The organism is Pseudomonas sp. 2hn (assembly GCF_019646095.1).
GTDB classification, from domain to species: domain Bacteria; phylum Pseudomonadota; class Gammaproteobacteria; order Pseudomonadales; family Pseudomonadaceae; genus Aquipseudomonas; species Aquipseudomonas peradeniyensis.
In genome coordinates, this window is sequence record NZ_CP081016.1 from 202052 (window position 1) to 221632 (window position 19581).

Genomic DNA, 19581 nt, shown 5'->3' on the forward strand with positions numbered 1-19581 from the left:
CTCATCGGTCAGGTGTATCCACGTAGAGCCGTATGCCGAGCTCCTGTAGTACTTGCAGGACGCTGGCGAGAGAAACGCTGCCTTTGCCCTGCTCGATGTCCCTGAGCAGGACATGACTCTTGCCGACGATCAGCGCGAGATCGGTCTGGGTGATGTTCTGGCTTTTCCGGATGTTTCTTACCGTGTTTCCCAGCTCGGCAGGGGTGCGGATCTGTGTGAGACCGTTCATGCGAACGCGACCTGTCTGAAGCGAAAGAATAGCTTCGATTATGTCGCACAACGGTCAGGTTTCAAGAAAAACTAAACCATTACTTAGTTTTCATATGTTGGATGATGTTTCTGTGGGGAAACGAAATTATAATTTCGTTCTTGTCGTGTGCAGGAGCCTCACAGCCAGAATCAAGCTTTGAGTCAGTTTTGACTGTGAGGCGGCGGCCTGTCGTCAACGCTTGTTCAAACCCTTGGCCAAACGGTCCCCGCCCAGCTGGATCACCGCCACCAATGCCACCAGCATCACGATCACGGTCAGCATGATCTGGCTGTCGAAGCGTTGGTATCCGTACCGATAAGCGATATCCCCCAGACCCCCGGCGCCGATCGCCCCGGCCATGGCCGATGAGTTGATCAGCGTCACCAGGGTGATGGTGAAGCCGCCGACGATCCCCGGCAGGGCCTCCGGCAACAGCACGTACCAGACGATGTGCCAGCGCCGGCAGCCCATGGCCTGGGCGGCTTCGATCAGGCCGTGGTCGACCTCGCGCAGGCTGACCTCGGCGATCCGCGCGAAGAACGGCGTGGCGGCGATGGTCAGCGGCACCACGGCTGCCCACACGCCATAGGTGGTGCCGACCACCAGGCGGGTGAAGGGGATCAGCGCGACCATCAGGATCAGGAACGGGATCGAGCGGAACAGGTTGACGATGGCGCCCAGCACCCGGTTCAGCGCCGGGGCCTCGAAGATCCCGCCCTTGTCGCTGGTGACCAGCAGCACCGCCATCGGCACCCCGACGAGCAGCGCGACCAGCGAGGACACGCCGACCATCAGCAGGGTGTCTAACAGGCCTTGCAGCAGGCGATCAATCCACATGGCCGAGTACCTCCACATCCGCGGCCCAGCGGCGGGCGCGTTCGAGCAATTGGTGGGTGTCCAATGGCGAGCCGCGCACGGACAGGATCAACTGCCCCAGGGCCTGCTCGCCGATGGTCTCGACGCCGCCCTGGAGCAGCCGCACGCGTCCGCCAAGGTCGTTGAACAGGGCGCTCAGCTCCGGCTCGCCGACCAGGTCGAGCTTGAGTACCACGGCCGCGTCGCGGCTGACCGGCTGGGCGCGCAGGCTGGCCTGCAAGGCTGCCGGCAGCTTGGTCTGCAGCGGTGCGAGCAGGGTGCGGGTGACGTCGTGGCGCGGCGCGCCGAACACCTGCCAGACCTCGCCCTGCTCGACGATCTCGCCACGTTCGAGCACCACTACGCGCTGGCAGATGTCGCGGATCACCGCCATCTCGTGGGTGATCAGCACCACGGTCAGGCCCAGGCGCCGGTTGATGTCGCGCAGCAGTTCGAGGATCGAGGCCGTGGTTTCCGGGTCCAGCGCCGAGGTGGCCTCGTCGCACAGCAGGATCTCGGGGTCATGCACCAGCGCCCGGGCGATGCCGACGCGCTGCTTCTGCCCGCCGGACAGTTGCGCCGGGTAGACGTGATGTTTCTCCGCCAGGCCGACCAGCTCCAGCAGCTCGCGCACCTTGCGCTGGCGCTCGGCCTTGGCCACCCCGGCCACCTTCAACGGCAGCTCGACGTTCTGCCACACGGTCTTGGCCGACATCAGGTTGAAGTGCTGGAAGATCATGCCGATGCGCCGGCGCAAGGCCACCAGACGGTCCTCGTCGAACGGCGCGATATCCACCTGGTCGATCAGCACCCGGCCCTGGCTAGGTTGCTCCAAGCGATTGATAGTGCGCAGCAGCGAGGACTTGCCGGCGCCGCTGCGGCCGATGATGCCGAAGATCTCGCCCCGGCGGATGTTCAGGTCGATGCCTTGCAGCGCCGGCTGCCCCTGGCCCGGATAGGTCTTGCCCAGGCCGATGAAGCGGATGTGCGCCTGGTTCACCTCCGGGCGCAGGGCGGTATCCTCGACCTTGAACGGTTCAGCGGGCGGGACGGGCGCCCTGAGGGCGCTGGCCTGGGCCATGTCAGCCTTCCCAGCCGGCCTGGTAGAGCTTGCCATGGGCCTTGTCCAGGGCGGCGCGCACGACCGGCGAATGTTGGTAGATATCGATGAACTTGGCCAGGCGCGGGTCGTTCTTCTCCTGCGGGCGAATGACGAACTGGATCACGTACTCCTTGTTCTCCAGGCCGTCGAACAGCAGCGCCGAGGTGGCGTCGAAGCTGTTGGCCAGGCGGATGTAAGCCGGGTAGCCCTGGACCAGGTCGGCGTCGTCATAGGCGCGCACCAGTTGCACGGCTTCGACCTGGAGAATCCGGATCTTCTTCGGGTTGGCGACGATGTCGTCCTCGGTGGCCTTGTAGCCCACGCCCGGCTTGAGCGTGATCAGCCCGGCCTTGGCCAGCAATTGCAGGCCACGGCCACTGTTGATCGGGTCGTTGGCGATGGCCACGCTGGCGCCCTCGGGCAGCTCGGCGAAGCTTTTGTACTTCTTCGAGTAGAGGCCGACGTTGTTGATGATCCCCGGCGCGTACGGGACCAGGTCGAAGCCGGCGGCGGCCTTGGCGTTTTCCAGGAACGGGATGTGCTGGAAGTAGTTCACGTCGATATCGCCGCTGTTGAGGCTGACATTGGGCGCGATCCAGTCGCTGAACTCGATCAGCTTCACTTCCAGGCCCTGTTTATGGGCCTCCTCCACCGCCGCCTCCAGGGGGATGGCGAAGGCGGCGGTGGTGCCGATCTTCAGCGGTTCGGCGGCCAAGGCGGCGGCGGACAGGCCGAGGCCCAGGGCAATGGCCGCGACGGGCCGGAACAGTTTCTCAAGCATGGTGCAGGGCTCCAGTCGGGGCAGGGTCGGGGGTGTTGCGGTAGCGGGCGCCGGGGTGTCCGGCGGGCAGGCGCGGCTCGCTGCTGGCGAACAGCTTCTCGCGCAGGGTGCCCTCGGCGTAGGCGGTCTTGTAGCGACCGCGGCGTTGCAGGGCGGGGACCACCAGCTCGATGAAGTCCTCGTAGCTTTCCGGGGTGACGGTGCGGGTCAGGTTGAAACCGTCCAGGCCGGTCTCGTCGATCCAGGCGATCAGTTGCTCGGCCACCTGCTCGGCGTCGCCGACCAGGGTCACGTAGCGACCGCCCAGGGCGTGCTGCTCGAGCAGGCGGCGGCGGGTCCAGGCGCTTTCCTGCAACTGGCGGGTGGCGGACTGGATGGCGTTGCCCTTGGCGAATCCGATGGGCTCGTCCAGTTCGTAGCGCGAGAAGTCGATACCGGTGGAGCTGGCGAAGTGCGCGACCCCGGCCTCGGCGCTGGCGTAGCGCAGGTACTCGGCGTGCTTGGCCTGTGCCTGTGCCTCGGTCGGCGCGACGATCACGGTGATGCCCATGAACACCTTGACCGCCTGTGGGTCGCGTCCGGCCGCCTTGGCCGCGGCGCGCACCTTGTCGACCTGGGCGCGGGTGGCGGCCTTGTCCTGGCCGCTGATGAACACGCACTCGGCGTGGTTGCCGGCGAAGGCCAGCCCGCGCGGCGAGCTGCCGGCCTGGAACAGCACCGGGGTGCGCTGCGGCGAAGGCTCGCACAGGTGGTAGCCCTCGACCTTGTAGAACTCGCCGTGGTGCTCGACCTTGCGCACCTTGTCGGGGCGGGCATAGACCCGCTGCTCGCGGTCGGCGACCACGGCATCGTCGGCCCAGCTGCCTTCGAGCAGCTTGTACAGCACCTGCAGGTACTCGTCGGCCTGGTCGTAGCGGCGATCGTGCTCGGGTTGCTGCTCCAGGCCCATGGCCCGGGCGGCGCTGTCGAGGTAGCCGGTGACGATGTTCCAGCCGACCCGGCCATTGCTCAGGTGGTCGAGGGTGGAAAGGCGCCGGGCGAACAGGTAGGGCGCCTCGTAGGTCAGGTTGGCGGTGAGGCCGAAGCCCAGGTGCCTGGTCACCGCCGCCATGGCCGAGACCAGCAGCAGCGGGTCGTTGACCGGCAGCTGGATCGACTCCTTGAGCGTCACGTCGACCGACTGGCCATAGACGTCGTAGGTGCCGACGATGTCGGCGATGAACAGACCGTCGAACAGCCCGCGCTCGAGCAGGCGGGCCAGGTCGGTCCAGTACTCGAGGGTCTTGTAGCGCGTGGAGGTGTCCCGCGGGTGGGTCCACAGGCCGTGGTTGATGTGCCCGATGCAGTTCATGTTGAAGGCATTGAGCAGGATCTGCTTCGCCATCAGATGGTCCCCCGGCGCGGCGGCTTCTCGTCGTTGAGGTAGTAGTTGCCGATGGCGTGGTACTTCCAGCGCACCGGGTCGTGCAGGGTGTGTACCCGGGCGTTGCGCCAGTGGCGGTCGAGGTTGTGCTCGGCCAGGGTGGCCTGGCTGCCGGCCAGCTCGAACAGCGTGGTGCCGGCGGCCAGGGAGATCTCGGTGCTGATCGCCCGGGCCTCGGCCACGGCGATGGAGGCGGCGGCCAGGGTCTCGGCGTTGCCGTCGGCCTGGGCGATGTCGAGGATTTCCCCGGCGCGCTCGAGCAATGCCTCGGTGGCATGCAGGCGGATCGCCAGGTGGCCGAAGCTCTTCAGGGTCAGCGGGTCGTCGCTGGCCTTGTCGAGGCCGGAGTCGATCCACGGCCGGCTGCGGGTGCGCACGAAGTGCAGGGCATCCTCGTAGGCGGCGCGGGCGATACCGGTGTCGATGGCGGCATGGAGGATCTGCGCCAGCGGGCCGACCGTGGTCGGGCGTTCGAAGGCGCTCTGGAATGGCACCACGTCCTCGGCGCGGACCGCCACGTGGTTGAACACCACCGAGCCGCTGCCGGTGGTGCGCTGGCCGAAGCCGCTCCAGTCGTCGATCACCTCGATGCCCTGGCTGTCGGCGGGCACGAAGGCCAGGTGCGACACATCCTGCTCGTCGATCACCAGGGTCGGGATACGCTGGGCGTAGATCGCGCCGGTGCAGTAGAACTTGCGGCCGTCGATGCGGTAGTGGTCGCCGTCGCGGCTCAGGCGGGTGGTGCGCTCGTGGGCGTTTTTGGTGCCGAGCTCGGCCAGCGCGTTGCCGAAGCGCCGGCCGGCGAGGACCTCGGCGTAGAGGCGTTTTTGCTGTTCTGGGCTGCCGTTCACCCGCAGCACTTCCAGGGCGTAGAAGTGGTTTTGCGGGATCTGCCCAAGCGAGGCGTCGGCCTGGGCGATGCGGGCGATGACCTTGGCCAGGGTGACGTTGGACACTCCGGCGCCGCCGAAGGCCTTGGGCACGCTGATGCCCCAAAGGCCGGACTGCACGAAGCGTTCGAGTTCGGCATGGGGCAGGCGGCGCTCGCGGTCGCGCAGGGCGCTGTCCTGGCGCAGGTGTTGGGCGAGTTCGTCGGCGACGGCCAGGGCCTGGGCGTCGGTGGTGATGATGGATGCAGTCATTTTGCTCTCCGGAGCCTGGGGACGCCGTGTGCCTCTTCGCGGGTAAACCCGCTCCCACAGGTACAGCGCTGTTATCGGAATCGGTGCGATCCCTGTGGGAGCGGGTTTACCCGCGAAGGGCTGCGCAGCAGCCCCAAGGCTCGATATCAGATCCAGGAATGGCGGGCAGGCAGGGTGCCGTTGAGGTGGTAGGCGCCGACGGCGTGGTACTTCCAGCGCACCGGGTCGTGCAGGGTGTGGACCCGGGCGTTGCGCCAGTGCCGGTCGAGGTTGAACTCGGCCAGGCTGGCGCGGCTGCCGGCCAGCTCGAACAGCTTCTCGCTGGCCTGCAGCGAGATCTCGGTGGTGAGCACCTTGGCTTCGGCGACGGCAATCGAGGCACGGGCTGCGGCGGCGGCATCGATCACACCGGCGTTCACCTCATCGAGCACCTTGGCGGCCTTGCGCAGCAGGGCTTCGGCGGAGTGCAGTTCGAGCTTCAGGCGACCGATGTCGGCGATCACATAGGGATCGTCGCTGTTGCGTTCGACCTTGGCCTCGATCCACGGCCGGGACTTCTCCCGAACGAACTGGATCGTGTCCTCGATGGCCGCTTCGGCGATGCCGGCGTCGATCGCCGCCTGGATCAGCTGCGAGGCGGCGCCCTGGATGCTGGGCTCCTCACGCAGGCGCCAGTTGTCCACCACCAGGTCGCCGTCCACCGGCACCTGGTCGAGCAACACGGTGCCGCTGGCGGTGGTGCGCTGGCCGAAGCCGGACCAGTCGTCGACGATGCGCAGCCCCGGGCTGCCGCGACGGACGAACGCCAGGCGCTGGCGGCCATCGTCGTCCAGCGCCTTGACCGCCACCCAGTGGGCGTACAAGGCGCCGGTGGAATAGAACTTCTCGCCGCTGATGCGATAGCCGTCGCCATCACGGGTAAGGCGCGCCTTGAGCGTCAAGGTGTCCTTGGTTCCGCGCTCGGGGCCGGCATTGCCGATGCGCCAGCCGTCGAGCACCGAGCGGAAGATCAGTTCCTGCTGGGCTTGGGTGGCGGTCAGGCGGACCAGTTGCAGGATGCCGAACTGGTTCTGCGGAATCTGCCCCAGCGCCGGGTCGGCGGCACTGATCAGGCGGAACACTTCGGCGATGGTGGCGAAGGACACCTCGGGACCGCCGAAGGCCTTGGGCACGCTGATGCTGCCCAGGCCGCTGCGGGTGAACTGTTCGATCTCGGCCCATGGCAGCTTGCGCTGCTGGTCACGTTTGGCGGCCTGCTGGCGGGCCACCTCGGCCAGTTCGCGGGCGGCCTGCAGGGCCTCTTCGTCGTTGCGCAACACCGTGGCCGGCAGCAGCAGCGGCGAGCTGTCGAGATCGCTGTGGAATCGGGTAGTTGGTTGGCTGGACATCAGTACCGCTCCTTGGCTGCACTCAATGCCCTGGCGTTATGCACTGGGGTGATTGTGATCCTGACCATTCCTAACCTCACAAAGTTGAAAGCGTCGCCTCAGCTGATGGCGACAGACGTTTGCTGGTCCGGTGGTCCGGTCGATATACCCTATTCGTTTAGAAAAAGTTTATGAACTACCGTTTAGGAATATGAATAGAAGAACTGCAGGGTCGGCTCTGTCGCCGGCAAGCCGGTTCCCATGAAAACGCCGCAACACTGTGGGAGCCGGCTTGCCGGCGATGAGGCCAGAGCGGTCAGCGCGGGATAGTCACCACCAGCTTGCCCACCGCCTGGCGCTGCGCCAGGCGTTCGATCGCCTCGCCACCCTCGGCCAGTGCAAAGGTCTGCGACACCAGGGGCTTCAACTTGCCTTCGGCATGCCAGGCGAACAGCTGGCGGAAGTTGGCCGCGTTGTCTTCCGGCTGGCGCTGGGCGAAGGCGCCCCAGAACACCCCGAGCACCGCCGCGCCCTTGAGCAGGGTCAGGTTCACCGGCAGTTGCGGAATCGTGCCGCTGGCAAAGCCCACCACCAGCAACCGGCCATTCCATGCCAGTCCGCGCACGGCCTGGTCGAACAGCGCGCCGCCGACCGGGTCGTAGATCACGTCCACGCCCTGGCCGCCGGTCAGGCGCTTGATCTCGTCCTTGAGGCTGGCCTGGCTGTAGTCGATCAGTTCGTCGGCCCCGGCCGCCTGGGCGATCGCCAGTTTCTCGGCGCTGCTGGCCGCGGCGATCACCCGGGCGCCCAGGGCCTTGCCGATCTCCACCGCCGCCAGCCCCACGCCGCCCGAGGCACCGAGCACCAGCAGGGTTTCGCCGGCCTTGAGCTGAGCGCGCTGGGTCAGCGCGTGCATCGAGGTGCCGTAGGTCATGCCGAACGCGGCGGCGGTGGTGAAGTCCATGCCCGCCGGGATCGGCAGCACGTTGTAGAACGGCACCGCCACCTGCTCGGCGAAGGCGCCCCAGCCGGTCAGGGCCATGACCCGGTCGCCGACCTTGAACGCGCCGGCCTTCTCGCCGACCGCGGCCACCACGCCGGCCGCCTCGCCACCCGGGGCGAACGGCAGCGGCGGCTGGAACTGGTACTTGCCCTCGATGATCAGGGTGTCGGGGAAATTGACCCCGGCGGCGTGCACATCGAGGAGGATCTCGTTCTTCTTAGGCGTGGGGCTGGCGACCTCTTCCAGGACCAGGTCCCGCGCCGGGCCCAGGGCTTTGCACAACAAGGCTTTCATCAGGGCTATTCCTTTGCGTGTGGTGGCCGATAAGTGTAGGAGGGCTGTCCCGAGGGTCAACGAGCATGGCCGGCCCTGATGAGCCGGCATAAGCCCGGGCTTGGGTTTGGCCGGCGCGCTGGGTAAGCTGGCGCCAACTGTATTGAGGAGCGAATTCGTGAAAGCGTGGATCTTGATGGTGCTGGCCCTGATGCTGCCAGTGGCGGCGATGGCCGAGGAAAAGGAAGGCGAGCCCAAGGTCGCCTACATCAGCCTCAGCCCGCCCTTCGTCGGCAACTACGCCCTCGACGGCGGCCCCAAGCTGCGCGTGTACAAGGCCGACGTCGCCCTGCGCGTGACCGGCGATGCCGCCGCCACCGCGGTCAAGCACCACGAGCCGCTGATCCGCAACCAGCTGGTGGCGCTGTTCACCCAGCAGGGCGTGGACAACATGAGCAACGTCGAGGCCAAGGAAAAACTGCGCCAGGAAGCCCTGAAGCAGGTGCAGCAGGTGATGGAGTCCGAAGAGGGCAAGCCGATCGTCGAGGACCTGCTGTTCAACAACCTGATCGTGCAGTGATCAGGCGGCGAGGCTGCGGCGAAAGCGCGCCAGGGCCACGCCGAAGAACACCAGGCCGATCGCGGCCAGGGCCGCCACATCCGGCCACACCACGTTCAGCCCGGCGTCGCGGAACAGGATCGCCGCGCCGAGGCTGACGAAGTGGGTCGAGGGCGAGCCCTGCATGACCCACTGCAGCCACTGCGGCATGCTGTCCAGTGGCGTGCTGCCCCCCGAGAGCAGCAGCATCGGGATGATCACCGGGATCGCCAGCAGGCCGAACTGCGGTGTCGAGCGCGCCAGGGTGGCGAGGAAAATGCCAAGCGCCGTGCTGGCGAACAGGTACAGCGCGGTCACCCCCAGGAACAGCCCCATGGAGCCCGCCAGCGGTACGCCCAGGGCGCCCTTGACCACCACTTCCAGCGAAATCCAGGTACAGGCCACCACCACCAGGGCGTTGCTGGCGATCTTCGCCAGCATGATCTCGAGCGCTGTCAGCGGCAGCACCAGCAGGTGGTCTAGGGTGCCGTGCTCGCGTTCGCGCAGCAACGCGGTGCCGGTGAGGATGATGGCCAGGATGGTGATGTTGTTGACGATCTGGATCACCGCCAGGAACCAGCCGCCTTCCAGGTTGGGGTTGAACAGCGCTTTCGGGTTGAGCAGGGCCGGGCTACTGGTGCCGCGGCCTGCGTACTCCAGCAGTTCGCGCTCGAAGATCCGGCCGATGTAGCCGGCCCCCATGAAGGCCTGGCTCATGGCCGTGGCATCGACATTGACCTGCAGTTCCGGCGAGCGCCCGGCCAGCAGGTCGGCCTGGAAGTTCACCGGCACGTTGACCACGAAGGTGTACTGGCCGCTGTCCATGGCCTGGTCCAGGCGATTCGCCGGCAGTGCCACGGCGGGCTGGAACTCGGGCGGCTGCAGCGATTCGGCGAGCTTGCGCGAGACGGCGCCGTGGTCTTCGTCGACCACCGCGACACTGGCATTGTGCACGCCGATCACCGAGCCTGCGGCGGGCATGTAGATCGCCACGCTGAAGGCGTACAGCAGGAACAGCAGCAACACGCTGTCGTGGCGCAGGCTGGTGAGTTCCTTCAGGCCCAGGCGCAGGGTGTGGGAGAGGCGGCTCATCTCAGGCCTCCTGTTTTTTCAGCATGGCCAGGCTCAGCCCGGTGAAGGCGGCGAAGAAGCCCAGCAGCGCCAGGCACTGCGGCCACAGCTCGCGCAGGCCCAGGGCCTTGGTGAAGGTGCCGACGGCGATGTCGAGGAAATAGCCGGCCGGGAACAGCTGGCCCATCAGCGCCGCCGCGCCGTCCAGCGACGAGCGCGGCACGATCAGGCCGGAGAACTGGATGGTCGGCAGGCTGGTGATGATCATGGTGCCGAGGATCGCCGCGATCTGCGTGCGGGTGAACGCCGAGATCAGCAGGCCCAGGCTGGTGGTCGCCAGCAGATAGGCCAGGCCGCCGCAGGCCAGGGCCAGCAGGCTGCCCTTGAGCGGCACGCCGAACAGCCAGCGGTTCATCGCCACCAGCAGCGCCAAGTTGACCAGGCTTACCGCGAGGTAGGGCGCCTGCTTGCCGAGCAGGAACTCCAGGCGGGTCAGCGGGGTGGCGTAGAAGTTGGTGATCGAGCCCAGTTCCTTTTCCCGCACGATGCCCAGCGCGGTGAGCATGGCCGGGATGAAGGCCAGGATCAGCGCCATGACGCCGGGGCCGATGGCGTTCACGCTGACCACGTCCTGGTTGTAGCGAAAGCGTGTCTCCAGGCGTACCGGCTGCTGGCGCGCCACCGGGTGCGGGCCGAGGGCGGCCAGTTGCTCCAGGTTGGCCTGGTGCACGGCTTCGACATAGTTGCGGCTGGTCTCGGCGCGGAACGGCATGCCGCCATCGAGCCAGGCGGCCACCACCGGCTGGCGCCCGGCATGCAGGTCGCGACCGAAGCCCGGCGGGATTTCCAGGGCCAGCTTGATCTCCGAGCGTTGCAGACGCTGGTGCAACTGGCGGGCATCGCGGATCGGCGCCTGTTCGGCGAAATAGCGCGAGCCACGGAAGGCCTCGAGGTAGGCGCGGCTCTGCGGGCTCTGGTCCTGGTCGTACACGGCGAAGGCGAGATCCTCCACATCCAGCGAGATGCCGTAGCCGAAGATCACCATCATGAACAGCGCGCCAAGCAGGGCGAAGGCCAGGCGTACCTTGTCGCGCAGCAGTTCCTTGCCTTCGCGGCTGGCCACCGCCAGCAGGCGGCGCAGGCTGAAGGCCTGGCGCAAGGCGGGCGCCGGGGCGGCGGCCTGTTCCAGCCCCGTGTCGGCCTGCGCCTGGACGGGCGCGTCCTGGGCCTGTTCGAGGCAGCGCACGAAGGCGTCTTCCAGGGTTTCGCCGCCGAACTTTCGCTGCAGGGCCAGCGGGGTGTCGCAGGCCAGCACTCGGCCGGCGTGCATCAGCGAGATGCGGTCGCAGCGCAGGGCCTCGTTCATGAAGTGGGTGGACAGGAAGATGGTCACGCCCTGCTCGCGGGACAACTCCACCAGCAGGCGCCAGAAATCGTCGCGGGCCGCCGGGTCGACACCCGAGGTCGGCTCGTCGAGGATCAGCACTTCCGGGCGGTGCAGCACCGCCACGGCCAGCGACAGGCGCTGGCGCAGGCCCAGGGGCAGGGCGCCGGACGGCTGGTCGGCAATGGCGCCTAAGTCGAAGCGCTCGATGAGCTCGGCGATGCGCGGCGCGCTGTCGGCCTTGGCCAGGTCGAACAGGCGGGCGTGCAGTTCGAGGTTTTGCCGGGCGCTCAGCTCGCCATACAGCGAATAGCTCTGGGACATGAAGCCGACCCGCTTGCGCGTGGCCAGGTCGCGGGCATCCACCGGTCGGCCAAGCAGGCTGGCGCTGCCCTCGCTGGCCGGCATCAGGCCGGTGAGCACCTTCATGGTGGTGGTCTTGCCGCAGCCGTTGGAGCCGAGGAAACCGAAGATCTCGCCGCGGCCGATGGCGAAGCTGACCTTGTTCACCGCGGTGAAGTCACCGAAGCGCAGGGTCAGGTCGTGGGCCTCGATCGCAATCGGCCCGTCGTCGGCCTGGCGTGGCGGAATGCGCAGGGGCTCGGGCTGTGGTCGGCCGGCGCCCTGGAAGTGGGTGAAGGCGTCGTCCAGCTTGCCGCTGGGCGTGGCCGCCGCCAATTCGCGGCTGAGGCCGGCGGCCAGCAGGCGGCCAGCGTCGAGCATCAGGCAGTGCTCGAACTGCTCGGCTTCCTCCATGTAGGCGGTGGCCACCAGCAGGGTCAGCTGCGGGCGCTGGGCGCGCACCTGCTCGACCAGCTCCCAGAAGCGCCGCCGCGACAGTGGGTCGACGCCGGTGGTCGGCTCGTCGAGGATCAGCAGGTCCGGCTCGTGGATCAGCGCGCAGCACAACCCGAGCTTTTGCTTCATGCCGCCGGACAGCTTGCCGGCCGGGCGCTCGGCGAAGCGCTCCAGGTCGGTGGCGCGCAGCAGGCTGGCCATGCGTTGTTCGCATTCGGCACGGCCCAGGCCAAACAGGGTGGCGAAGAAACGGATGTTCTCGCGGATCGACAGCTCCGGGTACAGGTTGTTGCCCAGGCCCTGGGGCATGAAGGCGACCTTGGGATACAGCGCGGTGCGGTGGCGGCGCTGGCGGATCGAGCCGCCGAGCACCTGCAACTCGCCTTGTTGCAGGCGCTTGACCCCGGCGATCAGCCCGAGCAGGGTCGACTTGCCGGCGCCATCCGGGCCAATCAGGCCGCAGCGGGTCCCGGCCGGCAGGCTGAACGCGAGGCTGTGCAGGGCCTGCAGGTCGCCATAGCGGTGGCTGACACCCTCGGCCCGCAGGGCGATCGCCGCGTTCATTGCAGGTTGGCCGGCCAGCCCACGTCGGCGGTGCGCACGTACCCGGCGCCGGGCATGCCCGGCTTGGCCTGGGGCACGGCGCTCGGTTCGGTCAGGCGCAGCTTGACCCGGAACACCAATTTTTGCCGCTCATCACGGGTCTCGACCTGCTTCGGGGTGAACTGCGCCTTGGCCGCGACGAATGCCACCTTGGCTGGCAGGGCCTTGTCGGGTAGGGCGTCGAGCACGATCCGCGCCTGGTCGCCCACGGTCAACCGGCCGGTGGTGGCGGCGGGCAGGTAGAGGTTCATGTACTGGTCGCTGGGGTCGATCAGCATCAGCACCCGGCCACCGGCGCCGAGCACTTCGCCGGGTTCGGCCAGGCGCAGCTGGATGATGCCGTCGATGGGCGCGCGCAGACTGCTGTCGTCGATCTCGCTGGTGAGCTGGGCGACCTGGGCCTCGGCGGCGCCGATGGCGGCCTTGATCGCCGCCAGCTGGGCCCGGGCCGCGACCACGGCTGCGGTGGCGGTGTCGTAGCGGGCCTGCTGCTGGTCGAGCAGCTGCTGGCTGGCAAACTTGCGCTGGTAGATCTCGCGTACCCGCTTGAGCTCCTGGCTGGCCAGCAACAGTTCGCTCTGGCGCAGCTGTACGCTGGCCTGGGCGGCGGCGTAGTTCTCGCGGGCGCGCAGCACTTCGGCCTCGGCCTGGCTGCGCTGGGCTTCCATCGTGCGGGTGTCGATGCGCGCCAGCAACTGGCCGCGGGTGACCTTGTCGCCTTCGTCGACCAGCACCTCGGCCAGGCGCCCGGGGATCTTGCTGGCGATTTGCACCTCGGTGGACTCGAGGCGCCCGTTGCCCATGCTCAGGCCTTCGGGCAGGCGGTCGTGAAGGGACTTCCAGTAGCCCAGCCCGCCTGCCGCCAGCAACAACAATACCAAGGCGGAGGCGAAGATTCTGGGGGCTTTTCGATTCATCGGTCTGCATCCTGCGGCTGGCACGCCTTATCCTGGCGCGACGCGCTTCCTTGCGCGTTGATATTGGTCAAACCCCTGACAATAGCCGCACAATCAGCTCAGCGCGAGAATCGCGGCCCATTGCCCGGCGGTCACCGGCATCACCGACAGGCGGCTGCCTTTGTGCACCAGGGGCAGTTCCTCGAGCGCCGCCTGCTGCTTGAGCAGGCCCAGGCCGAGCACCTGGCGGAAGGTCTGCACATGTTCGACGTCCACCGCGCTCCATGGGTTCTTCTCGGCGCTGGCCTTGGCGTCGTGGTAGTGGCTGTGCGGATCCAGGGCGGTCGGGTCCGGGTAGGCGGCGGCGCTGATCCGGGCGATGCCGGCGATCCCCGGTTGCGGGCAGCTGGAGTGGTAGAAGAAGAATTCGTCGCCTACGCTCATGGCCCGCAGGAAATTGCGCGCCTGGTAGTTGCGCACCCCGTCCCAGCGGGCGCTGCCCAGGCGTGCCAAGGCTTCGATGGAGAGCTCGTCGGGCTCGGATTTCATCAGCCAGTAGGCCATGGATGCTGCTCCTGAAAGAGTTTGAAATAACTCGTTGCATGAAACCGACAGTCGGTTGGCGTCAACGTTTGCCTGGCGACTCATGTTGTCGGAAAATGCGCCGATTTTAAGCTATACGCTCCGGCCGCCATCAAGAAAGCCGCCGAGCCTGGACAGTTGTTCTTGGGGGACGATCAATGAAACAACGTAAACCGGACCTGCTCTGGATCCTGGCCTTCATCTTCGGGCTGGGCGTGGTCACCACCGGTTACGCGCAAGGCTTGTGGGAACGCAAGCTGGATGCCGCCTACCAGCAGGCGCCCGTCGATCCGGCGCAGCAACAGCACCGCTGATCCCCCTTCGCGCACCTCACTTGGGTGCCAGGTACCAACCACGGTCCGAGACCGTGCCTTGCAACGGTACATCCCAGCTCGCCTGGTTGAGCCGCTCCACTTTCTGGCATTCATGCGCCAGCCCCAGCAGCAGCGGTTTTTTCCACGCCTTGCGCCGGCCCTGATAGGCCAGGCTGCGGTCATAGAAACCACCGCCCATGCCCAGGCGCCCCCCCATCTCGTCGAAACCGACCAGCGGTAGCAGGATCAGGTCCAGCGCCCAGATCGGCCGTTGCCGCTTGCGTTCGATCACCGGCTCCAGGATACGAAAGCGGTTGGGGCGCAGTGCCTCGCCGGCCTCGAAGCGCTGGAACACCATGCGCGTGCGTGGCCAGGCGTGCAGCACCGGCAGGTAGACGCGCTTGCCGCGCTTGTGTGCTTCGCGCAGCAGCAGGCGCGGGTCGATCTCGCCGTCGTTGGGCAGGTACAGGGCGATATGCCGGGCTCGGCGGAACAGCGGATCCTGCGCCAGTTGGCGATACAGGCCTTCGGCGGCCTGGCGCTGCTGGGCGGGCGTGAGGGCGCGGCGGGCGTTGCGCAGGAGGCGGCGAAGCTGGGGGCGGGTAAGCGGCGCGGTGTCGGTCATGGCACGGGCGATCCCAGAAGAAACGAAAAGCCCGCCGTTGGAGGCGGGCAGTTCTGAATGCAGGCTCCCCGACAAGACCGCTATCGGTGTAGCCCTTGAACCCGAAAGTTCAAGGTGGAGATTGCAGGGGGCGTTAAGGCTTTCCGTCGGGCGGACATGCACACCTGCCCCAGCGTGCAACCCCCGTGGTTGTGCGTATCGGCTCAGGGACATAACCGACTGGCGCATCCCCCAGGGAGTGGCGCCAGTATACCAATCTCAGTCGTTTTTGCTAACCGGATCGTCGGACAGGGCCTGGTCGACCCGCTCCAGCAGGTCGCGCACCTGCTCGCGGGTGGTGCCGCCGCTGGTCACTTCGGGGCGTTCCTGGCGGTGCAGCAGCTCGTGGGTGATGTTCAGCGCGGCCATCACGGCGATGCGGTCGGCGCCGATCACCTTGCCGCTGCTGCGGATCTCGCGCATCTTGCCGTCCAGGTAACGGGCGGCGCCGACCAGGTTGTTGCGCTCCTCGGGCGGGCAGATGATCGAGTATTCCTTGTCGAGGATCTGGACGGTGACGCTATTGCTTGAACTCATGAGTCTTGCTCCAGGGCCTTGAGGCGCAGGATCATCGATTCGATCTTGCGTTTGGCGATCTCGTTCTTTTCGATCAGGTGGGCGCGCTCCTCGCGCCAGGATCGTTCCTGAGCTACTAAGAGTGCGTTTTGTCGCTTTAGTTGCTCGACCCGTTCGATCAGCAACTCGAACCGGCTCATCAGCGCTTGCAGGTCGTTCTCTTGCATGGGTTGCACTCGATTCCTTCACTCGCCTGGCGATCATGCCTGCCCCAAGGGCGCGACGGCCAGTGCCGATGGTCTTGGCGCGCCTGCCGGTGCTAGGATACAAGGTCTCCATTCTAGTCATTGCGCCGTCTGGCGCCTAGCTGCCCATGCCCAATACCCAATCGCCCTACATCGCCTTCGCCATGTTGCTTTCGAGCAATGGCCACCCCGTCACCCCCGCCGAGCTGCATGGCCTGCTGATCGGCCGCAGCTGCGCCGGCGCCGGCTTCGATGCCGATGCCTGGCTGGCCGACGCCGCCCAGTTGCTCGAGACCGAGCCCGGCGACTCGGTGCGCAACGCCCTGGTCGGCCTGCAAGAGATGGTCAAGGCCGAGCTGACCGGCGAGGACGTCGCCATCGTCCTGCTGCTGCCTTCCGATGATGCCGCACTCAGCGACCGCGCCACCGCGCTGGGCCAGTGGTGCCAGGGCTTCATCACCGGTTTCGGCCTGAACGCCGGTGGCAAGGACCTGTCCACCGATGCCAAGGAAGTGCTCCAGGACCTGGTGGCCATCTCGCAGGTCCAGGAGGCGCTGGAAGAGTCCGAGGACGGCGAGAGCGACTACATGGAAGTCATGGAGTACCTGCGCGTCGCCCCGTTGCTGCTGTACACGGAGCTGGCCAAGCCGCAAGCGCCCGCGCCAAAGCCATCGCTGCACTGATCTGAACGGGGTCGTTTGCCCATGAGCCACATACCCAAGGCGGAGTACGCCCGTCGGCGCAAGGCGCTGATGGCGCAGATGGTCCCCAACAGCATCGCCATCCTGCCGGCGGCCGCAGTTGCCATTCGCAACCGCGACGTCGAGCATGTCTACCGCCAGGACAGCGATTTCCAGTACCTGAGCGGCTTCCCCGAGCCGGAGGCGGTGATCGCCCTGATTCCGGGGCGCGAGCATGGCGAGTACGTATTGTTCTGCCGTGAGCGCAACCCCGAGCGCGAGCAGTGGGACGGCCTGCGCGCCGGCCAGGAAGGCGCAGTGCGCGATTTCGGCGCCGACGATGCCTTCCCCATCAGCGATATCGACGAGATCCTGCCGGGCCTGATCGAAGGGCGCGAGCGGGTCTACAGCAACATGGGCAGCAACCCCGAGTTCGACCGCCGGCTGATGGAGTGGATTAACGTGATCCGTTCCAAGGCCCGCCTCGGCGCCCAGCCGCCGAACGAGTTCGTTGCCCTGGATCATCTGCTGCACGACATGCGCCTGTATAAATCGGCGGCGGAAGTGAAGGTCATGCGCGAGGCCGCGGCGATTTCCGCCCGGGCCCACGTGCGCGCCATGCAGGCCTGCCGTGCCGGGCTGCACGAGTACAGCCTGGAAGCCGAGCTGGACTACGAGTTCCGCAAGGGCGGAGCGAAGATGCCGGCCTACGGCTCGATCGTCGCCGCCGGGCGCAATGGCTGCATCCTGCACTACCAGCAGAACGATGCGCCGCTCAAGGACGGCGACCTGGTCCTGATCGACGCCGGTTGCGAGATCGACTGCTACGCCAGCGACATCACCCGCACCTTCCCGGTCAACGGGCGGTTCTCGCCGGAACAGAAAGCCATCTACGAGCTGGTGCTCGCGGCCCAGGCCGCGGCGTTCGCCGAGATCGCCCCGGGCAAGCACTGGAATCACGCCCACGAGGCGACCGTGCGGGTGATAACCGAAGGGCTGGTGGCGCTGGGGCTGCTCAAGGGCGAGGTGCAGGCATTGATCGACAGCGAGGCCTACCGCGCCTTCTACATGCACCGCGCCGGACACTGGCTGGGCATGGATGTGCACGACGTGGGCGAATACAAGGTCGGTGGCCAGTGGCGCGTGCTCGAACCGGGCATGGCGCTGACCGTCGAACCCGGCATCTACATCGCCGTCGACAACCAGGCGGTGGCGAAGAAGTGGCGCGGCATCGGGGTAAGGATCGAGGACGACGTGGTGGTGACCAGACAAGGCTGTGAAATCCTGACTTCAGGCGTGCCGCGCACGGTCGCCGAGATCGAGGCGCTGATGCATGACGCCCGCAAGGACGTCGCATGAACCGGGTCAACCTGGCGATCATCGGTGGCGGCCTGGTGGGCGCGAGCCTGGCCCTGACGCTGCAGGCCGCGGCCAAGGCCCGTGGCTGGAAGATCCTGCTGATCGAGCCGTTCGCGCCCGGCGATAGCTTCCAGCCCAGCTATGACGCACGTTCCTCGGCGCTGTCCTACGGCACCCGGCAGATATACGAGCGCCTGGGGTTGTGGCAGACCATCAGCCGCCGCGCCGAGCCGATCCGGCAGATCCAGGTGTCCGACCGCGGCCGCTTCGGCGGCACCCGCCTGGACGCCCTGGAAGAAGGCGTGCCGGCACTCGGCTACGTGGTGGAGAACGCCTGGCTCGGCCAGTGCCTGTGGCAGGCCATCGACAACGAAGTGATCAGCTGGCGCTGCCCGGCGCAGGTGCAGGCGATGCAGGCCATCGCCGGCGGCTACCGCCTGGAATTGGACGACGACACTTCGCTGGAATGCGACCTGGCGGTGCTGGCTGACGGCGGTCGTTCGGGCCTGCGCGAGCAACTGGGCATCCATGTGCGCAACACGCCCTATGACCAGAGCGCGCTGATCGCCAATATCACCCCGGGCGAAGCCCACGCCGGCCAGGCTTTCGAGCGCTTCACCGAGCAAGGCCCGATGGCCTTGCTGCCGCTGGCGGACAACCGCTGCGCGCTGGTCTGGACCCGACAGGGGATGGACGCCAGGCGCCTGGCCGAGCTCGACGAGCGCAGCTTCCTGCGCGAGCTGCAGGAGGCCTTCGGCTACCGCCTCGGCGCCCTGCGCCAGGTCGGTGCCCGCCATCTCTATCCGCTGTCGCTGGTCGAGGCCGAGGAGCAGGTACGCCCGCACCTGGTGGTGCTGGGCAACGCCGCCCACAGCCTGCACCCGATCGCCGGTCAGGGCTTCAACCTGTCGCTGCGCGACGTGCAGTCGCTGGCGGACGCCCTGCTGGCCGGCCCGGCGCTGCCGGGTGACCTGGCCACGCTGCAGGCCTATCACCAGCGCCAGCGCCTCGACCAGGCCCTGACCATCGGCTTCTCCGACCAGGTCACCCGCCTGTTTGGCAGCAGCCAGCCGCTGCTGGCTGCCGGGCGCAACCTTGGCCTGCTCGGCCTGGACCTGCTGCCGCCGGCGAAAAGCTGGTTCGCCCGCCAGGCCATGGGCCTGGGCACCCGCCCCGATCCGCGAGGCCGCCCATGAGCGATGCGCGCAGGCTCGCACGGCGGGCGCGGATGCTGCGCTGGCTGCTGAACTTCTACCCACCCTACCTGGGCGCCGGTATCCACATCCAGGAAATCAGCCCGGACATGCGCAGCGTCAAGGTGCGCATGAAGCTGACGCGGTGGAATCGCAACTACGTCGGCACCCAGTTCGGCGGCAGCCTGTACGCGATGGTCGACCCGTTCTACATGCTGCTGCTGATCGAGCAGCTGGGCCGTGAATACATCGTCTGGGACAAGGCCGCCAGCATCGATTTCATCTCGCCGGGCAAGGGCCCGGTGTATGCCGAATTCCACGTCGACGACGCGCTGCTGGACGAGATCCGCCAGCAGACCGCCAGCGGCAAGAAATACCTGCCCCGGTTGCAGGTGGAGATCCGCGACGGTGCCGGCGAGCTGGTGGCGCGGGTCGACAAAACCCTATACGTGCGGCTCAAGCCGCAAGCGAGGCAGGCGTAA

Annotated in this window: 21 protein-coding genes and 1 other RNA gene; 6 read left to right on the forward strand and 16 right to left on the reverse strand. The window is 67.1% G+C overall.

All coding sequences use genetic code 11. From position 1 onward, the window contains the following. Position 1: 1 nt before the first annotated feature. From K2O50_RS00970 to K2O50_RS01005, 8 genes are all read right to left on the reverse strand, one after another. On the reverse strand, positions 2-229 hold the full coding sequence (locus tag K2O50_RS00970; RefSeq protein WP_050703310.1) for a helix-turn-helix domain-containing protein: 228 nt from the start codon (positions 227-229) through the stop codon (positions 2-4). A 213-nt stretch (positions 230-442) separates the two neighbouring features. Further along, positions 443-1087, reverse strand: a complete 645-nt coding sequence (locus K2O50_RS00975; RefSeq protein WP_050703311.1) for a methionine ABC transporter permease — start codon at positions 1085-1087, stop codon at positions 443-445. Further along, complete coding sequence (locus K2O50_RS00980) at positions 1077-2186, reverse strand: methionine ABC transporter ATP-binding protein (RefSeq protein ID WP_050703312.1); 1110 nt, start codon at positions 2184-2186, stop codon at positions 1077-1079. The genes K2O50_RS00975 and K2O50_RS00980 overlap by 11 nt, the downstream gene beginning before the upstream one ends. Position 2187: 1 nt before the next feature. Further along, entirely contained in the window at positions 2188-2988 is an 801-nt protein-coding gene (locus K2O50_RS00985) for a MetQ/NlpA family ABC transporter substrate-binding protein (protein WP_050703313.1), read from the reverse strand. After that, positions 2981-4372 (reverse strand): LLM class flavin-dependent oxidoreductase, encoded by a 1392-nt coding sequence (locus K2O50_RS00990; protein ID WP_050703314.1) that lies wholly within the window; start codon positions 4370-4372, stop codon positions 2981-2983. The genes K2O50_RS00985 and K2O50_RS00990 overlap by 8 nt, the downstream gene beginning before the upstream one ends. Continuing rightward, positions 4372-5553, reverse strand: coding sequence for an SfnB family sulfur acquisition oxidoreductase (locus K2O50_RS00995; RefSeq protein ID WP_050703315.1), 1182 nt, complete (start codon positions 5551-5553; stop codon positions 4372-4374). Before K2O50_RS00995 ends, K2O50_RS00990 begins: the two co-directional genes overlap by 1 nt. Before the next feature lie 146 nt (positions 5554-5699). Then, complete coding sequence (locus K2O50_RS01000; RefSeq protein WP_050703316.1) at positions 5700-6941, reverse strand: SfnB family sulfur acquisition oxidoreductase; 1242 nt, start codon at positions 6939-6941, stop codon at positions 5700-5702. A 295-nt stretch (positions 6942-7236) separates the two neighbouring features. Then, positions 7237-8217: an NADPH:quinone oxidoreductase family protein gene (locus tag K2O50_RS01005; protein WP_050703317.1), complete on the reverse strand. Its 981-nt coding sequence runs from the start codon at positions 8215-8217 to the stop codon at positions 7237-7239. 157 nt (positions 8218-8374) lie between these two features. Here K2O50_RS01005 and K2O50_RS01010 point away from each other — a divergent pair, with 157 nt between their 5' ends. Further along, positions 8375-8776, forward strand: coding sequence for a flagellar basal body-associated protein FliL (locus tag K2O50_RS01010; protein WP_050703318.1), 402 nt, complete (start codon positions 8375-8377; stop codon positions 8774-8776). On the opposite strand, the gene K2O50_RS01015 is transcribed toward K2O50_RS01010, so the two are convergent. The 4 genes from K2O50_RS01015 to K2O50_RS01030 form a co-directional block, all read right to left on the reverse strand. Next, positions 8777-9886, reverse strand: coding sequence for an ABC transporter permease (locus K2O50_RS01015; RefSeq protein ID WP_050703319.1), 1110 nt, complete (start codon positions 9884-9886; stop codon positions 8777-8779). Between the two features lies 1 nt (position 9887). After that, on the reverse strand, positions 9888-12611 hold the full coding sequence (gene rbbA, locus K2O50_RS01020; protein WP_050703320.1) for a ribosome-associated ATPase/putative transporter RbbA: 2724 nt from the start codon (positions 12609-12611) through the stop codon (positions 9888-9890). Further along, the gene (locus tag K2O50_RS01025) at positions 12608-13567 is read right to left on the reverse strand and encodes an HlyD family secretion protein (protein WP_050703321.1); all 960 of its coding nucleotides are present in this window, start codon (positions 13565-13567) and stop codon (positions 12608-12610) included. The genes rbbA and K2O50_RS01025 overlap by 4 nt, the downstream gene beginning before the upstream one ends. A 93-nt stretch (positions 13568-13660) precedes the next feature. Further along, positions 13661-14110, reverse strand: a complete 450-nt coding sequence (locus tag K2O50_RS01030) for an EVE domain-containing protein (protein ID WP_050703322.1) — start codon at positions 14108-14110, stop codon at positions 13661-13663. A 176-nt stretch (positions 14111-14286) separates the two neighbouring features. Here K2O50_RS01030 and K2O50_RS01035 point away from each other — a divergent pair, with 176 nt between their 5' ends. Then, positions 14287-14442, forward strand: a complete 156-nt coding sequence (locus tag K2O50_RS01035) for a hypothetical protein (protein ID WP_011536298.1) — start codon at positions 14287-14289, stop codon at positions 14440-14442. Positions 14443-14458: 16 nt separating this feature from the next. Here the strand turns inward: K2O50_RS01035 and K2O50_RS01040 are convergent, their stop codons facing one another. From K2O50_RS01040 to K2O50_RS01055, 4 genes are all read right to left on the reverse strand, one after another. After that, positions 14459-15067: a 5-formyltetrahydrofolate cyclo-ligase gene (locus K2O50_RS01040; RefSeq protein ID WP_050703323.1), complete on the reverse strand. Its 609-nt coding sequence runs from the start codon at positions 15065-15067 to the stop codon at positions 14459-14461. Positions 15068-15128: 61 nt separating this feature from the next. Next, positions 15129-15308: non-coding RNA, 6S RNA (ssrS, locus tag K2O50_RS01045), on the reverse strand. Positions 15309-15325: 17 nt separating this feature from the next. Continuing rightward, a complete protein-coding gene (locus K2O50_RS01050) occupies positions 15326-15643 on the reverse strand; it encodes a cell division protein ZapA (RefSeq protein WP_028688562.1) in 318 nt (105 codons plus the stop codon). Beyond that, a complete protein-coding gene (locus K2O50_RS01055) occupies positions 15640-15849 on the reverse strand; it encodes a TIGR02449 family protein (protein WP_023631616.1) in 210 nt (69 codons plus the stop codon). The genes K2O50_RS01050 and K2O50_RS01055 overlap by 4 nt, the downstream gene beginning before the upstream one ends. 146 nt (positions 15850-15995) lie before the next feature. On the opposite strand from K2O50_RS01055, the gene K2O50_RS01060 reads away from it, so the two are divergent. The 4 genes from K2O50_RS01060 to K2O50_RS01075 are packed head-to-tail and all read left to right on the forward strand — an operon-like array spanning position 15996 to position 19581. Further along, positions 15996-16550: a YecA family protein gene (locus K2O50_RS01060; RefSeq protein WP_050703324.1), complete on the forward strand. Its 555-nt coding sequence runs from the start codon at positions 15996-15998 to the stop codon at positions 16548-16550. Between the two features lie 21 nt (positions 16551-16571). After that, entirely contained in the window at positions 16572-17906 is a 1335-nt protein-coding gene (gene pepP / locus K2O50_RS01065; protein ID WP_050703325.1) for a Xaa-Pro aminopeptidase, read from the forward strand. Next, positions 17903-19102: a 2-octaprenyl-6-methoxyphenyl hydroxylase gene (ubiH, locus tag K2O50_RS01070; RefSeq protein WP_050703326.1), complete on the forward strand. Its 1200-nt coding sequence runs from the start codon at positions 17903-17905 to the stop codon at positions 19100-19102. The genes pepP and ubiH overlap by 4 nt, the downstream gene beginning before the upstream one ends. Continuing rightward, positions 19099-19581: a DUF4442 domain-containing protein gene (locus K2O50_RS01075; protein ID WP_050703327.1), complete on the forward strand. Its 483-nt coding sequence runs from the start codon at positions 19099-19101 to the stop codon at positions 19579-19581. The genes ubiH and K2O50_RS01075 overlap by 4 nt, the downstream gene beginning before the upstream one ends.

What these genes read in the sequence shown, in the direction of transcription:
- K2O50_RS00970 (WP_050703310.1), bottom strand. Translation starts at nt 229, where the DNA reads ATGAACGGTCTCACACAGATCCGCACCCCTGCCGAGCTGGGAAACACG.
- K2O50_RS00975 (WP_050703311.1), bottom strand. Translation starts at nt 1,087, where the DNA reads ATGTGGATTGATCGCCTGCTGCAAGGCCTGTTAGACACCCTGCTGATG.
- K2O50_RS00980 (WP_050703312.1), bottom strand. Translation starts at nt 2,186, where the DNA reads ATGGCCCAGGCCAGCGCCCTCAGGGCGCCCGTCCCGCCCGCTGAACCG.
- K2O50_RS00985 (WP_050703313.1), bottom strand. Translation starts at nt 2,988, where the DNA reads ATGCTTGAGAAACTGTTCCGGCCCGTCGCGGCCATTGCCCTGGGCCTC.
- K2O50_RS00990 (WP_050703314.1), bottom strand. Translation starts at nt 4,372, where the DNA reads ATGGCGAAGCAGATCCTGCTCAATGCCTTCAACATGAACTGCATCGGG.
- K2O50_RS00995 (WP_050703315.1), bottom strand. Translation starts at nt 5,553, where the DNA reads ATGACTGCATCCATCATCACCACCGACGCCCAGGCCCTGGCCGTCGCC.
- K2O50_RS01000 (WP_050703316.1), bottom strand. Translation starts at nt 6,941, where the DNA reads ATGTCCAGCCAACCAACTACCCGATTCCACAGCGATCTCGACAGCTCG.
- K2O50_RS01005 (WP_050703317.1), bottom strand. Translation starts at nt 8,217, where the DNA reads ATGAAAGCCTTGTTGTGCAAAGCCCTGGGCCCGGCGCGGGACCTGGTC.
- K2O50_RS01015 (WP_050703319.1), bottom strand. Translation starts at nt 9,886, where the DNA reads ATGAGCCGCCTCTCCCACACCCTGCGCCTGGGCCTGAAGGAACTCACC.
- rbbA (WP_050703320.1), bottom strand. Translation starts at nt 12,611, where the DNA reads ATGAACGCGGCGATCGCCCTGCGGGCCGAGGGTGTCAGCCACCGCTAT.
- K2O50_RS01025 (WP_050703321.1), bottom strand. Translation starts at nt 13,567, where the DNA reads ATGAATCGAAAAGCCCCCAGAATCTTCGCCTCCGCCTTGGTATTGTTG.
- K2O50_RS01030 (WP_050703322.1), bottom strand. Translation starts at nt 14,110, where the DNA reads ATGGCCTACTGGCTGATGAAATCCGAGCCCGACGAGCTCTCCATCGAA.
- K2O50_RS01035 (WP_011536298.1), top strand. Translation starts at nt 14,287, where the DNA reads ATGAAACAACGTAAACCGGACCTGCTCTGGATCCTGGCCTTCATCTTC.
- K2O50_RS01040 (WP_050703323.1), bottom strand. Translation starts at nt 15,067, where the DNA reads ATGACCGACACCGCGCCGCTTACCCGCCCCCAGCTTCGCCGCCTCCTG.
- K2O50_RS01050 (WP_028688562.1), bottom strand. Translation starts at nt 15,643, where the DNA reads ATGAGTTCAAGCAATAGCGTCACCGTCCAGATCCTCGACAAGGAATAC.
- K2O50_RS01055 (WP_023631616.1), bottom strand. Translation starts at nt 15,849, where the DNA reads ATGCAAGAGAACGACCTGCAAGCGCTGATGAGCCGGTTCGAGTTGCTG.
- K2O50_RS01060 (WP_050703324.1), top strand. Translation starts at nt 15,996, where the DNA reads ATGCCCAATACCCAATCGCCCTACATCGCCTTCGCCATGTTGCTTTCG.
- pepP (WP_050703325.1), top strand. Translation starts at nt 16,572, where the DNA reads ATGAGCCACATACCCAAGGCGGAGTACGCCCGTCGGCGCAAGGCGCTG.
- ubiH (WP_050703326.1), top strand. Translation starts at nt 17,903, where the DNA reads ATGAACCGGGTCAACCTGGCGATCATCGGTGGCGGCCTGGTGGGCGCG.
- K2O50_RS01075 (WP_050703327.1), top strand. Translation starts at nt 19,099, where the DNA reads ATGAGCGATGCGCGCAGGCTCGCACGGCGGGCGCGGATGCTGCGCTGG.